The 14,558-nt window shown below is 37.0% G+C and carries 10 protein-coding genes and 1 pseudogene; 9 read left to right on the plus strand and 2 right to left on the minus strand.

Annotation, left to right across the window (positions count from 1 at the left end):
• Positions 1-10 precede the first annotated feature (10 nt).
• The 5 genes from MUA87_RS01225 (at position 11) to MUA87_RS01245 (ending at position 4,697) form a co-directional block, all read left to right on the plus strand.
• The gene (locus MUA87_RS01225; protein ID WP_262551147.1) at positions 11-313 is read left to right on the plus strand and encodes a hypothetical protein; all 303 of its coding nucleotides are present in this window, start codon (positions 11-13) and stop codon (positions 311-313) included.
• Positions 310-765, plus strand: coding sequence for a DUF4411 family protein (locus MUA87_RS01230; protein ID WP_262551148.1), 456 nt, complete (start codon positions 310-312; stop codon positions 763-765). The genes MUA87_RS01225 and MUA87_RS01230 overlap by 4 nt, the downstream gene beginning before the upstream one ends.
• Positions 766-1,142: 377 nt before the next feature.
• Positions 1,143-2,261 (plus strand): alanine dehydrogenase, encoded by a 1,119-nt coding sequence (ald, locus tag MUA87_RS01235; RefSeq protein ID WP_103364387.1) that lies wholly within the window; start codon positions 1,143-1,145, stop codon positions 2,259-2,261.
• Positions 2,262-2,303: 42 nt separating this feature from the next.
• Complete coding sequence (gene tdcB / locus MUA87_RS01240; RefSeq protein ID WP_002480046.1) at positions 2,304-3,344, plus strand: bifunctional threonine ammonia-lyase/L-serine ammonia-lyase TdcB; 1,041 nt, start codon at positions 2,304-2,306, stop codon at positions 3,342-3,344.
• A 30-nt stretch (positions 3,345-3,374) separates the two neighbouring features.
• Positions 3,375-4,697: an APC family permease gene (locus MUA87_RS01245; protein ID WP_002480045.1), complete on the plus strand. Its 1,323-nt coding sequence runs from the start codon at positions 3,375-3,377 to the stop codon at positions 4,695-4,697.
• A gap of 128 nt (positions 4,698-4,825) precedes the next feature.
• On the opposite strand, the gene MUA87_RS01250 is transcribed toward MUA87_RS01245, so the two are convergent.
• Positions 4,826-6,361, minus strand: a complete 1,536-nt coding sequence (locus MUA87_RS01250) for a hypothetical protein (protein WP_262551150.1) — start codon at positions 6,359-6,361, stop codon at positions 4,826-4,828.
• A 251-nt stretch (positions 6,362-6,612) separates the two neighbouring features.
• On the opposite strand from MUA87_RS01250, the gene MUA87_RS01255 reads away from it, so the two are divergent.
• On the plus strand, positions 6,613-8,547 hold the full coding sequence (locus MUA87_RS01255) for a catalase (protein ID WP_119559527.1): 1,935 nt from the start codon (positions 6,613-6,615) through the stop codon (positions 8,545-8,547).
• Between the two features lie 243 nt (positions 8,548-8,790).
• Positions 8,791-10,050, plus strand: a complete 1,260-nt coding sequence (locus MUA87_RS01260; RefSeq protein ID WP_394356890.1) for an anaerobic C4-dicarboxylate transporter family protein — start codon at positions 8,791-8,793, stop codon at positions 10,048-10,050.
• 62 nt (positions 10,051-10,112) lie between these two features.
• Here MUA87_RS01260 and MUA87_RS01265 read toward each other — a convergent pair whose 3' ends face one another.
• A complete protein-coding gene (locus MUA87_RS01265) occupies positions 10,113-11,141 on the minus strand; it encodes a DNA-3-methyladenine glycosylase family protein (RefSeq protein WP_262551152.1) in 1,029 nt (342 codons plus the stop codon).
• A 237-nt stretch (positions 11,142-11,378) separates the two neighbouring features.
• On the opposite strand from MUA87_RS01265, the gene MUA87_RS01270 reads away from it, so the two are divergent.
• Both MUA87_RS01270 and MUA87_RS12940 read left to right on the plus strand, forming a co-directional pair.
• Complete coding sequence (locus MUA87_RS01270; RefSeq protein ID WP_394356885.1) at positions 11,379-12,638, plus strand: putative glycoside hydrolase; 1,260 nt, start codon at positions 11,379-11,381, stop codon at positions 12,636-12,638.
• 398 nt (positions 12,639-13,036) lie between these two features.
• Positions 13,037-13,171: pseudogene (locus tag MUA87_RS12940) on the plus strand (YSIRK-type signal peptide-containing protein); the annotation flags it as partial.
• Positions 13,172-14,558: the final 1,387 nt, after the last annotated feature.

The raw sequence follows: 14,558 nt of genomic DNA on the forward strand, positions 1-14,558 counted from the left end.
GGCAACGCTGATGGTTAAACGTGTTTCAATAAATACAAAAGTTTTGAACGCCTATATCAATGAATCTAGCCTCCCTCTCTCTGCAATTCAAAAGAAAGTTGAAAAGATAGAAAACATCACGCGCGGAGAGGTACAACCAGCTTTTAACCAACTCGTTACAATTGCAAAAACAATTCACGTTCCAGCAGTTTTATTAGTGCTAAATGAAAAAATAAACCTTCCAAAAGAGAAGTTAGAATTTCGGGTAATCAGCTCTAATGATATAGGGGCTAAAAGTGAAGAACTTAAAGCAACCATTCAAGAGATAAAATGAAAAAATATATTCTTGACTCCAATATTTATATTAACTTTTATGACCGCTATTATAAGTATGATTATTTTCCAAGCTTTTGGAAAAATTTACCTTCAATCCTAAATAAACAAGTGATTATTCCTAATATTGTTTTAAAAGAAAACTATCAAGATCCTTGGTTTAAAAAGTGGCTAACTAACAATTATAGTTGTGAAACTTTAAATCATAGTGATTACTTTGACGAGTGGCAATTCATTTTAACGTATATACAAGAAAGTGACTTTTATAAAAATGATGCAATTTCTCGAATGGAAAAAGGATGGAGAGATGTAAGTATTGCCGACCCTTGGTTAATCGCAATCGCTAAAAGAGAAGGCTATACTATAGTGACTAACGAAAATAGAAATGTTAACTTATCCACTTCTCAACCTAGTAAAGCATCAAAAATTCCATATATATATGTGATGACTTGAATATTGAATGTATCGATATGAATCAATTTTTTAAAGAAATTAGTTTGAGTATATAAATCACCTTGGCGAAAGCCAGGGTTTTTTTATGCCTGCATTAACACTCACTTCATGCTTCCCTCATAGTAAATTTTAAAATAATAGAATTATTTTACGATATAAAAGTGATTATACAAATTGTGACATTTTAGGTTTAACATTATAGATTATGTTTGTCACAAATGACATGTAAGCGTTTACTATAAAAGGATGACAAATTACTAAAATATTCTGATTATGTTTAAAAATAGAATTATTTATAAAACGTCTAATAATTAGTTTGCCTTTATTGTATATAAGTGTTAAATTAAATGTGAAAATATTCACAAGGAGAGATGAACATGGAAATCGGTATCATTAAAGAACTTAAACCAGGTGAAGGACGTGTGGCTTGCACCCCAGAAAATGTGAAGAAACTTGTATTAGATGGACACCGTGTCCTTGTTGAACATAATGCAGGTGCAGGCTCTGGATTTGATGACGCACAATATGAGAAAGCAGGCGGCTTTATTGTGAATCATGAAGAAGCATGGCAAGCGAATTTGATTGTCAAAGTAAAAGAACCGGATGCGAAAGAATTCCATTTTTTCAAACCAGGACAAGTCATTTGGGGCTTCCAACATTTAGCATCATCTAAAGAAACCGTAGAGGCAATGCAAGAAGCGGGTGTTACCGCAATCGGCGGCGAAACGATTGTGAAAGATGGACAAGCACCTTTACTTGCGCCGATGAGTGCCATTGCTGGACGACGTTCTATGTTGATGGGCGCATATTATTTAGAAAAGCAACATCAAGGTGAAGGTATATTGATTTCAGGTATTGATGCGATTGACGGTATTCCTTCTGGTAAAGTCGTTATCTTCGGCGGCGGATCAGCTGCGGTCAATGCGGCTACAATTGGCCTAGGCTTACAAGCATCAGTTTCAATTATCGAATTAAATGATGACCGTATCTCATGGCTTAAAGATCACTTCAAAGGTCAAGACGTTACAGTTATTAAATCTAATGAAGAAAACCTCGCAAAAGAAATTAAGACAGCGGATGTCTTTATTTCAACAATTCTTATCCCCGGTTCTAAACCACCAAAACTCGTTACACGTGACATGATTCAATCTATGAAAGAAGGTTCAGTCGTTGTAGATATTGCGATTGACCAAGGCGGTACAGTTGAAGGTATCCGTCCAACTACGATTGACAATCCAGTTTATGTTGAAGACGGTGTAGTCTTCTATGCAGTACCAAACCAACCCGGTGCTGTACCACGTACTTCTACTATGGCACTTGCTTTAGGCAATATCGAATACTTACAAGAAATCAGCAATAAAGGCATCGAACAAGCGATTAAAGATAATCCTGTACTTGCGACAGGTGTCAATATTTATAAAGGTCATGTGACGAATGAAGGACTTGCACAATCTCATGACTTATCCTATGAGGAGTTAAACAAATTAATGAATTAAGCGAAATAATTACCCTATATAAAGAGAAATGGAGAGAGCGAAATGACAGTAAACAGTACAGTAATGCAAACGGAGAAATATTGTAATATTCAAGACATTAAAGAAGCGAAAATGATGATTCGTGATTACGTGCGTAAAACACCGCTAATCCAATCCATGTTCTTAAGTAATGATATCACTGGCGGAGATGTTTATTTGAAATTAGAAAACATGCAGTTCACGGGTTCATTCAAATATCGTGGTGCCTTGAATAAAATTTTACATCTGACAGAAGAACAAAAAGAAAAAGGTATCATTACTGCGTCAGCTGGGAACCATGCACAAGGACTTGCGCTGACCGGTAAGTTATTAGGTATCAAAGCGACTGTGATTATGCCAGAAGAAGCACCTATCGCTAAACAAGAAGCTACCAGAGGTTATGGTGCAGAAGTCATATTGAAAGGAGAGACATTCAATGATTCTCGCCTCTATATGGAACAGCTTGCGAAAGAAACGGGCAAAACGATTGTTCATCCTTACGATGACAATGAAGTAATGGCTGGACAAGGCACAATCGGACTTGAAATTTTAGACAGTATTTGGAACGTCAACACGGTGATTGTACCTGTTGGTGGTGGCGGTTTGATTTCAGGTGTTGCGACCGCATTAAAATCATTCAACCCGTCTATCCATGTCATTGGCGTACAAGCAGAGAATGTGCATGGTATGGCAGAATCTGTGAAACAAGGTAAGATTACGTCACAATTTACTGCACATACCATTGCGGACGGTACAGAAGTCGCAATTCCAGGTGAAAAAACATATGAAGTCGCAGATAAATTAGTTGATGAATTTATCTTAGTGACTGAAGATGAGATTTCTAATGCGATGCGTCACTTAATGCAACGCGCAAAAATTATCACAGAAGGAGCCGGTGCGTTACCGACAGCAGCAATTCTAAGCGGTAAAATTGATCCGAAATGGTTGAAAAACAAAACAACAGTCGCACTCGTGTCTGGTGGAAACGTCGATTTAACACGCGTGTCACATATTATTGATACATTACTCGAACCTGCCGATACTAGTGAAGGTGTAGTAGGTTAACCGAAATAAGACAGAACGGAGGTAAACCTGATGAGTAGTGATAAAGCCTTAAAGAAAAATATAGGTTTCTTTGCTGCACTTTCTCTCGTTATGGGTTCGGTAATCGGTGCTGGCGTCTTCTTCAAAGTTTCCAGTGTCACTGAAGTGACCGGCTCAACGAGTATGGCAATGTTAGTTTGGTTCCTTGGAGGTCTCATTACCATTTGTGCAGGTTTAACAGGTGCTGAGTTAGCAGCTGCCATTCCTGAAACAGGAGGTCTGACAAAATATATCGAATATACGTATGGCAACTTCTGGGGATTCTTATCTGGATGGGCACAAGGGTTCATCTATTTTCCCGCAAACGTAGCCGCACTGGCGATTATATTCGGTACGCAAATTATCAACTTGTTTCATCTTAACATTATTTATTTAGTGCCTATCGCTGTTATGAGTGCGTTAACATTGTTGTTAATCAACTTATTAGGATCAAAGGCAGGCGGATTACTCCAATCTATTACGTTGGTAATTAAATTAATCCCAATTGCGATGATTGTATTATTCGGCTTCTTCCAAAGCAGCGAAGTATCATTCTCTTTATTCCCAGTGGTGAATGGTACAAGTTCTGGTTGGTTTGAAGCGATTGGAAGCGGCTTGCTTGCGACAATGTTCGCATACGACGGATGGATTCATGTCGGTAATATTGCCGGGGAAATGAAAAATCCTAAGAAAGATTTACCTGGCGCAATTGCTTTAGGTATTGGCTTGATTATGGTTGTGTATTTATTAATCAACGCAACGTTCTTAATGACCTTGCCGATTGAACATATCGTAGGTAACTTAAATGCCGCAAGTGATGCTTCATCTATTCTATTCGGCGCAAGCGGCGGCAAGATTATCACTATCGGTATTTTGATTTCTGTGTACGGTACCATGAACGGTTATACGATGACAGGCATGAGGATTCCTTATGCGATGGCACAAATCGATCAATTACCATTTAAACGCGCATTCTTAAGCTTAACGCCATCAGATACACCTTGGTTAGGCGGTGTCATTCAATTGGTTATCGCTACAATAATGATGTTGTTAGGTGCGTTTGATACGATTACGAACATGTTGATTTTCGTTATTTGGACATTCTATTGTATGGCTTTCCTAGCGGTCATACTTTTACGCAAACGAGAACCTGAATTACAACGACCTTACCGTGTGCCGTTGTACCCAGTGATTCCAATCATTGCCTTAGCGGCAGGTATATTCGTATTAATTAACACATTAATTACACAACCTGTACTGGCAATCATCGGGATTGTCGTGACCTTAGCAGGAATTCCAATTTATTATTATAAGAAAGCACAAGTAAAGTCATAAGCTAGTATTCTAAAATTCATTCACCCTCTATATTTATACCTTTCAAATTAAAGAAGGAAGTCTTTCATGGTCAGCGTCATGAAGTGACTTCCTTTTTTTGTTTTAATATGAGTTTGTGTTAAAGAGTTCTATCGTGCAGTAGCATCGAGTTCTGCTTGGCTATGACCACGTAACTTCCATAGCGGTAAATAATATGCAAGCTTTTTCAAATGACGTTTGACTTCTAAATTGTTGAATCTGCGAACTTCAGGTTCTAGTGCTAGTTCCTCTATAATATGATCCAGTTGTGTTATGTCTGTGTGTTTTTTTAACGGTTGCAGAACGATAATGTCCATTAAAAATTCTTTCATGTCATCATCTTTAAAAAGCTTTAAAAAGAACTTGAGAGCGTTACGAATATTTTTATTTGTGTTTAATGTATCAAGTTCTCCAGCTGTTAACAGTGCTTCATAGCTAGTCGGAACGAAATAACTGATATCTTCAAAGTGTGCAAGGATATCTGGATATTCTTCTTCAATTAAAGGATGGATATAGTAATCGTTGTCACTGACTAAAATATCTTTTAAATGATCTGCTGCCATTGTTTTGATTTCTGTTTCACTTTTAGCTTCGTTGAAGAAGCGGTTGAATAAAGTGGTCGCAAATTGGTAAGGCACAACGCCATAAAGGTTTAATAACACCGCGAAAAATTCAAATTCAGATGAAAGCTGTTCTTCTTGAGCAAGTAATCGCTCTAGCTTTGCTTCTAAATTTATCGCTTCGTCTTCATCTGTGGCAGTATAATGTGATGTATCCACTTCAGTTGTTTCTTTTACAGTTCCCTTTGTTGAATCTTGGTATAACACTTGGTCTTCAGGACGAACATAATCTAAAGGATTCATCTTATGTGTGTTAAAGAAATCCTTGATTTGTTTCATTGTATTTGCAGGGATAAAGTAAATTGTATTTAAGCGATCAGTATCAATCAGCCAGAAATCAGTATTTAAGTCTTCGGCTATGCTTTTTGGAATACTATTACGATTTTCTAATATGAAATAAGCAAGCAGCTGATAAGCTTCTTTTGAATACCCGACAATAAAATTGTCAGGCGACTCAAAAAACGCTTGTTCTACTAAATGAATGATATGCTTTTTCGGTCCTTTAGAAAATCCTTTGATTTTATGAGTACGACAAATCTCTTTTAATTGATTAACTGTAAAGTTTACATCTAAGAATTCTGAGAGTGTCATATTATCTTTTGCACGTCTGCCAGATTCCACCCAGTATTTAATACTATTTTGATCTTTGGCTGTTTGTGCTAACTCAGGGAATTTTGTTGGAGAACCATTTAAAATATAGTAATTGTAGTTGTTCAGAAATTCAGTATCGATATAATTTAAGTTTTTTTGTATTGGCAATAAATAATGTGTTTGTGCTAAAAGCTGCATATGTTGCGCATCTTTTTCCTCAATAAAAGTCATATATTCAGACGTTTTTATTGAGCGTTCTATGATTTGACGTTCTTTTTGACTCATATGTTTAACAAATAGTTGATATAACATCGCTTCAACATTTTTGGTTTTAAATATATCATGAGATAACGTTGAAGCATCTTCATACTTCATTAATACTTCTATAATTTCTGAAAGCGAACCTTCAATACGTAAATGAGTTGGGAGTGACATAGCTTCCACCTTTTCTATTAATTATACATAGTATCATTTTACTGAAAACAACCCAAGATGAACAGAACTGTTTGATTGTAAATTTTTATAAACTTTGTATTAAAATTATCTTCAAAAACAAAAAGTGTTTTGTTTAAAATGAAACGGGAAACTCATAATTAGGACTTAATATATAGGAGGTTATTTGTGTGGCTAAAAACAAAAAGCAAGAACAATTAGACCAATTCAGAAAAAGTCATGAAGGCGAGCCGATGACGACGAATAATGGAACAAAAGTCAGTGAAGATGAATTAACACTCACAGCAGGTGAAAGAGGACCGAGTTTATTAGAAGATTTCCATTTCCGTGAGAAAATTATGCATTTTGACCATGAACGTATTCCTGAACGTGTCGTTCACGCACGTGGTTTTGGTGCACATGGTGAATTCCAAGTTTATGAAGATTTATCTGAGTATACTTCAGCAGACTTCCTCACAAATCCTGACAAAGTGACACCTGTCTTTGTACGTATTTCAACGGTACAAGGTTCAAAAGGTTCACCAGATACAGTCAGAGACGTACGTGGCTTTGCGACGAAATTCTATACAGATGAAGGTATCTTTGACTTAGTAGGTAACGATATTCCTGTATTCTTCGTTCAAGACGCAATCAAATTCCCTGATTTAATTCATGCGGTTAAACCTGAACCCGATACAGAAACACCACAAGGTGGTACAGCACACGATACATTCTGGGACTTCTTCGCAGAAAATCCAGAAACTTCACATACTGCAGTATGGGCAATGAGTGACCGTGGTATTCCTAAGAATATTAGACAAATTGAAGGCTTCGGTGTACATACGTACCGTTTAGTCAATGCACAAGGTGAAGCATTCTTCGTGAAATTCCATTGGAGACCAGTTCACGGATTAGAATCTCTTGTATGGGATGAAGCGCAAATCTTACAAGGTAAAGATATCGATTTCCACCGTAAAGATTTACATGAATCAATTGAAAAAGGTGACTATCCAGCTTGGGAACTTGGTTTACAAATCTTAAGAGAAGACCAAGAATTCGACTTTGATTTCGACTTATTAGATCCGACAAAAATTTGGCCAGAAGATGAAGTGCCAGTTAAAGTCGTTGGTAAAATGACATTGAACCGAAACGTAGATAATGTCTTTGATGAAATCGAACAAGTCGCATTCCACCCAGGTCATGTCGTACCAGGTATCGATTTCTCAAATGACCCATTACTACAAGGACGTCTATTCTCTTACACAGATACACAAATCTCACGTTTAGGCGGACCAAACTTCAACCAAATTCCAATCAACCGTCCTGTGAATAAAGTACGTAACAACCAACGTGATGCGATGCATCAAATGAACATTCATGAAGGTCAAACGTCTTATCATAAGAATGCTTTAGAAGGCAATTGCCCATTCACAAGTTCAAAAGCAGAAGGCGGTTATGTACACTATCCTGAAAAAGTAGAAGGACACAAAATCCGTAAACGCAGTGACAGTTTCAAAGATTACTATTCACAAGCGAAACTATATCTGAACAGTTTAACAAAACCTGAATTTGACCATACAGTGGATGGCTTCTCATTTGAAATCGGTAAATGTAAAAGCATGGATGTGCGTCAACGTGCAGTGAATCAATTAAATAAAATTGATCGTGAATTAGCTGAACGTGTCGCAGACAATGTGGGTGTACAAGTACCAGAAGAAAATGAAGAAGTAAAATCAGATAAGAAAGACAGTCAATTGACTATGGAAAAATATGACCGTCCATTACCAGGTCACTCAGTGGCAGTATTAGTGAACGGTGATATTGACGCAGAAACATTGAAAAATTATGCGAAAACATTCGCAGAGCATGGTTTAAACTATGCGTTTGTCGGCAAGCAACAAAAAGACTTGTCTGATGATATCTCAATCAATGAAACGTATGATACAGCGCATGCGACATTATTCGACAGCTTAGTCATCTTGTCAGATGGTAATGGTTTAATTCCAGATGCTGAAGAGTTTGCGGCGTTATCTTATAAGCATAAGAAACCAATTATCTTTAATGAAGCGGCTTCTAAAGACTTACAAGATGGTAAAGTGAAATTAGATGCGCCTGGTATCTTTGTATCAGATGATCCACAAACAATTGTGAAAGCATTTGATCAAGTACGTTATTGGGATAGAGCATAGTATTCAGTATTTAAAGCCTTGGCTACGTGCCAGGGCTTTTTTTCATACATATTTATAAGTTGTTATTTTAGAAAATTGTATTCACTAAACTTTCATATTTTAGTAATTTTGACTTACCAAATTGTGACGCAATCGTGATAAACTGGACTATGTTATCTTTTTCACAATATAGAGATACTAAAGTGAGGAGTTAAAATGTTTCTATTTATCACAGAAATTATTATCATGATTCTGGCCATACTGATGGGGTTACGGCTGGCAGGTGCACTGGGTTGCGGTATCTTCGCAATTGTGGCACAGCTGATCATGATTTTTATCTTTGGTCTGCCGCCAGGTTCAGCACCTGTTACAGCGGTATTGATTATTTTATCCATTGGGATTGCGGGTGGAACCTTACAAGCTACAGGTGGTATTGATTACTTAGTTTACCTTGCTTCTAAAGTGATTGAGCGCTATCCGAAATCTATCATCTTTATCGCACCCATGATTGTCTTTATCTTTGTCTTCGGTATCGGGACAACAAATATTGCCTTATCACTAGAACCGATTATCGCTAAAACTGCGACACGTGCAGGGATTCAACCGAAACGTCCATTAACAGTATCTGTGTTAACGGCTAACTTAGCATTATTATGTAGTCCAGCAGCTTCTGCGACGGCTTATATTATTGCGACATTGGCAGTGACAGGTGTCACGATGGGCAAATACCTATCTATCGTTATGCCGACAGCGATTATTAGTATGTTAGCACTGAGTGTTTATTGTACAGTAGTCGGAAGACGTCGTAAGATGAATCCTAGCCAATTTGCGACAGATATTATGGAAGATATTGAAGCACAGCCGCTACAAACGAAATTTTCGCCTCGTGTGAAATTAGGTGTTTTGGTCTTTTTATTAGGGGTTGGGTTAATTTTAATGTTCGGTATTTTCTCAGATTTAGTACCGACATTTAAAGTCAATGGAGAAACAGTTAAACTTGAAACGACTGAAATTGTGCAGCTCTTTATGTATATGAGTGCCGCAATCAACTTAGTCTTAGTTAAATTAAATACGAGAGATATTTTGGATAGTCATATTACACAATCTGCGATTGGGGCATTATTCGCAGTACTTGGACCTGGTTGGCTTGGTGCGACGATTTTCACAGCCCCAGGCAATAAAAAAATTATGACAGAACAAATCGGCGGTGTGATTCAACAAGTGCCTTGGCTTGTAATTATATTAGTCTCACTCGTTACGATTGTGGTGATTTCACAATCAGCGACAGCATCTATTATGTTGCCGATTCTGATGAGTATGGGTGTGCCGCCGATGTACTTTATTGCGATGGCGCAAACTTTAAATGTTAACTTCGTCATTCCAGCACAACCAACGTTATTATTTGCGGTAGATTTAGATGAAACGAAACAAACGAAACCAACCAGCTTTATATTACCTGGCTTCTTTGCGATTACAGTTTCTGTGATTGTCGGATTTAGTATTAAAGCATTGCTTGGTTATTAATTCATAAAAGAAACGTCCTCCAATTTGAGTATTTTTCAAAGTGGAGGACGTTTTTGTATCATTTATTTCCATAAATTCATAACCGCATAACTGCGTATTGGACGCCAAGCTTCAGCGAGAGCTAACCGGCCTTTTGAAGTTTCGGCTTCTTCTGAATCAGGATATAAAGCTTTCATAGCTTTGATGACCCCAATGTCAGATTCTAAGAAGGCATCGGGATATCCTAAAGCACGCATACCGATCGCATGTGCAGTCCAAGGGCCGATCCCTTTGATAGCTAATAAACGTTTCATTTCAACTTCAATTTGAGTCATGATTTCTGTATCTATCTGTTTATCTTTCCATATTGGGTAAGGTTTGAGCTGAATTTCTCCATTAACTAATGCACGAGCAATGGCTTCAATGGTTGAAGCACGTCTGCCTGTAATACCAAGTGGTCCTAAAATATCGCTGATACCTTTACCGCCTTCTAGACTATTAGCTTTACCTGCCGCAATGAGTGTCTCTGCAGGTGGGAAGAAAGCAGATAAACCAGGTAAATCTAAGACAAAGGGAGTTCCTAAGGCATGAACTAAACGACCGGCTAGCGTCGTCGCAGCTTGTACCGTAATTTGTTGTCCTAATACTGTACGTACACTGACCTCAAAACCATCAAAGCCTCCTGGCATTCTGGTGCTTGAATCCATCCATGAAGCCGTCAACACTTCTCTTGATGCTTGTGGAGGATAATCTAAATCGAAGAGATGACGTATGCGTGTAATGATTTGAGATAACACAGGATAGAGGCTCGCACTGAATGTGAGTGCTAAAGCATTTTGTTCATCATCTTGTGTAACCGCAATCCAACCTTTAAATGTGTGTGATTCAGATCGAAGTAGTGCTGTACGGTAATACGTATCATCACATACAGACTCCACACCTGGAATTGACCGTCGATCTAAGAATTGAAGTAGTGTTTCAAATGCATAGGGTGGTTGGTAATAAAGGTGAAGGTGTAAGGTTTGATGATACCAACTGTCATCGACTTCTGTCAGGTTATATTCTGGTAATTGATAATAGAAATGTGTGAGTGTAGTCAATTTTAGCCGCATAATCATTCTCCTAAATAACGTATTATTCTTCTATACCCATATACACAAGTGAATTAAAGGTGTGTTGTTTCATCAATAAATGCGTGATGAAATCAATTTTCGCTAGATTTTAAATAGAAACAGGAATTTCATTGCCAACTATCAACGATTTCGTTAAGCTAGAATAGTGATGATAGTTTATTATTTTTGTTCATGAAATGTATAAAATAATTATAACTGTTGATTTATGATGAAGGGATGACGATAAAATTGATGAAACGCGTGCTGACTATAGCTGCAGCGAGTACATTGATCCTTACAGCATGCGGTAATAATGATTCAACTTCAAAGAATGACAACAAGTCCGCAGAACACCAACAATCAGAGAAGCATAACGATAATAAAAATAAAATTAAATACCCTAAAGAAGGGGTTAAAGGGATTTATGTGACACCTGGGACACTTCAAGGTGAACGTTTTGATGAATTAATCAAAATGATTAACGATACAGATTTGAACGCCATGGTGATTGATGTCAAAGATGACACAGGTAATATTACAATGGACTTGAATTCGGATAATAAATTGATTCAAAAGAATACAACGGAAATGGTCAATCTTAAAAAATTAATGAAGACGTTAGAGAAGAATAATGTCTATCCGATTGCCAGAGTTGTAACGTTTAAAGATGCACGTGCAGCAGAAGCACATCCAGATTGGTCATTTAAAGAGAAGAATGGCGAAGTTTGGGAAAGTGATGGCGGTGATAAATTCTTAAATCCATTCAAAAAAGAAGTCAGAGATTATAATATTGATGTCGCAAAAGCAGCAGCAAAGGCTGGATTTAGAGAAGTACAATTCGACTATGTACGCTTCCCAGAAGGCTTTGAAAATATGGACAAAGATTTAGTATATTCTAATGGTAAATATAAAGGCGATGATATGGATAATACACAACAACGTGTTGATAGTATTAGGCAGTTCTTAAAATCAGCGCGTAAAGAAATTCATCCTTTAGATGCGCAAATCTCTGCAGACGTCTTTGGTTACTCTGCGACAGTAGAAGAAGCACCGGGTATTGGTCAAAGTTTCCCTAAAATTGCGGAGAATGTAGATGTGATTTCTTCTATGATATATCCATCACATTGGAGCCCCGGTGACTTTGGGATTGAGCATCCTGACTTAGAACCTTATAACACAGTAGACAAGTACTTAGAGAAAGAATCAGATGTATTGAAGAAAGCAGACCATAAACCGAAAACACGTCCTTGGCTGCAAGATTTCACTGCGAGTTATTTAGGTGCAGGGAATTATAAGAGTTATGATGCAGAAGCGGTTTCTGATCAAATTCAAGCGTTACGTGATCACGGTATCAATGAATTCTTACTTTGGGATGCTTCAAATGAATATACTCAAGGTGTGAACTATTCACCGGAAAAGAGTGAAAAAGCTAAAGAAAAAGAAAATGAAGATAAGCAAGAGAAAGAAGATAAACAAGACAAAAAAGATCATCAATAAAATTAAAGAACTGGACTTTCTTTTAATGGAAGGTTCAGTTCTATTTATGCTAATTTAAGAAACTGATGATGAATATTTCTTATACATAAAATTAATAACTATGAGATGTGCGTAGAAAAGTCATATAGATTATTTCGAGATAGTATACACGAATTAAAGAGAAATTTTAAGAACATATTAATTTGTGATACAAAATATTGTCAAAAATTGAGGCTGAAAATGGATTAATTAGAAATTTGAGTGAAATTAGATGTGCAAACACGAACAAATTCACTAAAAATTAAGTTTTGCTATACTAAATGGTACAAAACTTTGCTATAATGAGTCGAATGTGAGAGAAAAACAAACATTTTGAAACATTATTATTTTATGTACAAAAGTACTAAACGGAGGACATCATGAAAAAATCAGGCAACAAGCGTTTAGACTTCTTACCGAATATTCATAATAAATATTCAATTCGTAAGTTTACAGTCGGTACAGCTTCTATTTTACTTGGAACTACTTTATTGTTCGGCGCAAGCCGTGACGCAGAAGCAGCAGAAACAGATGCACAACAAGCAGAGGAACCTGCCGAACACGGAGCAGATCAAGCAGCTCCAGCTGAGGCACCTGTTGTAAACCAAGAAACTCAAACGCAACAAACAACACCAGAAGTTTCAACAGCACAGCCAGCAAACGAATCAAATCAAGCAGCTGCAACATCAGAAGCAAAACCTTCCGATAATACAGCACAAGTAGCACCTACAAATAAAGAAAGTGTTCAAGCAGAAAAAGTAGAAAAAGCTGAGGCAACTTCACAAACTGAATCGACGCCTAAAGCTGACACAACGACAAAAGAAACAGCACCATCTAATGAAGTAAAAACTACAGAAACAGCACAAGTAAACACTGTTCCTGAAAGTACAGTAGATTACTCAAGCTTAAACGATGGCGCAAAAGCACCTGTTGAATTTGTAGAACAATATTTACACTCATCAGATAAAGAAGGATTAGTCCGTAATCTATTATCTGAAACATATAAGGCACAAGATGTAGAAGGCATCTTAAGTAAGTTAAATGTTGATTATAATGCAGTATCAGCAGAAGATTTATTCCAAGATATCCTACGTGCAGGCATTGAGTATGCCAATGAACAAACATCTAAATATACAGTGTATGCGGTGCGTGCAGCACTTGATTCTACAGATGATACAGTGAACGATCCAGATACGACATCAAACTTAGATATTCCAAAAAATGCTTCAACACCTGAAGCAATTGGTGCGCTGAAAGCTAGTGCTTCAATTGATCCAGATAGAGGAATCATCATTACAGGTTACGGTAAAACTTATATTGGTCAAAAAGATGCACACTATGAATTTATTGCTAAACCAGATAGAGCACACAATTTAATGAACTTTGAGGTTAAATACTTCACAGATCCAGTCGGTACTGGACCATATCATACATTTGATTTAGGTGGTTTTACTTTTGGAGAAGGTTTCCAATTACCAGCAAATCAAGCACCTATCATAGGTACGTGGGCAGTAGTAGGCACTACGGTACCATTAAATAACAAAGCTGAAATAAAATTTGGGACAATTAAACCTGGTTATCCAGCGGGTTACGCTTTAGAAGGCAGACCATCGATTAATAGTGACGTATTTGCAAAAAATGGATATGGCCAAATTAAATTTAGTTTGCCAGTAAAAAACTGGAACGGCGACTTAAGTATTAACGGTTATCTTATGATGTATCCAAGTGGGGGCAGTTACAACTCAACACCAAACCCATATTCAACACAAAACTATTTTAATAAAAATATGGAAGTTGTTTTAGATGGTAATATCGACTTTAACATCAAACAAAAAGTTCAAACAATTGAGACTTCTATACCTTATGGTACGACATATGTATTAACTAAAGATGTACCGCTTG

The organism is Staphylococcus simulans, assembly GCF_025561465.1.
Classification (GTDB): Bacteria; Bacillota; Bacilli; order Staphylococcales; family Staphylococcaceae; genus Staphylococcus; species Staphylococcus simulans.

Bases quoted from the DNA above. Each gene is read 5' to 3' on its own strand.
- MUA87_RS01225 (WP_262551147.1), top strand. From the start codon at position 11: ATGGTTAAACGTGTTTCAATAAATACAAAAGTTTTGAACGCCTATATC.
- MUA87_RS01230 (WP_262551148.1), top strand. From the start codon at position 310: ATGAAAAAATATATTCTTGACTCCAATATTTATATTAACTTTTATGAC.
- ald (WP_103364387.1), top strand. From the start codon at position 1,143: ATGGAAATCGGTATCATTAAAGAACTTAAACCAGGTGAAGGACGTGTG.
- tdcB (WP_002480046.1), top strand. From the start codon at position 2,304: ATGACAGTAAACAGTACAGTAATGCAAACGGAGAAATATTGTAATATT.
- MUA87_RS01245 (WP_002480045.1), top strand. From the start codon at position 3,375: ATGAGTAGTGATAAAGCCTTAAAGAAAAATATAGGTTTCTTTGCTGCA.
- MUA87_RS01250 (WP_262551150.1), bottom strand. From the start codon at position 6,361: ATGTCACTCCCAACTCATTTACGTATTGAAGGTTCGCTTTCAGAAATT.
- MUA87_RS01255 (WP_119559527.1), top strand. From the start codon at position 6,613: ATGACGACGAATAATGGAACAAAAGTCAGTGAAGATGAATTAACACTC.
- MUA87_RS01260 (WP_394356890.1), top strand. From the start codon at position 8,791: ATGGGGTTACGGCTGGCAGGTGCACTGGGTTGCGGTATCTTCGCAATT.
- MUA87_RS01265 (WP_262551152.1), bottom strand. From the start codon at position 11,141: ATGCGGCTAAAATTGACTACACTCACACATTTCTATTATCAATTACCA.
- MUA87_RS01270 (WP_394356885.1), top strand. From the start codon at position 11,379: ATGACGATAAAATTGATGAAACGCGTGCTGACTATAGCTGCAGCGAGT.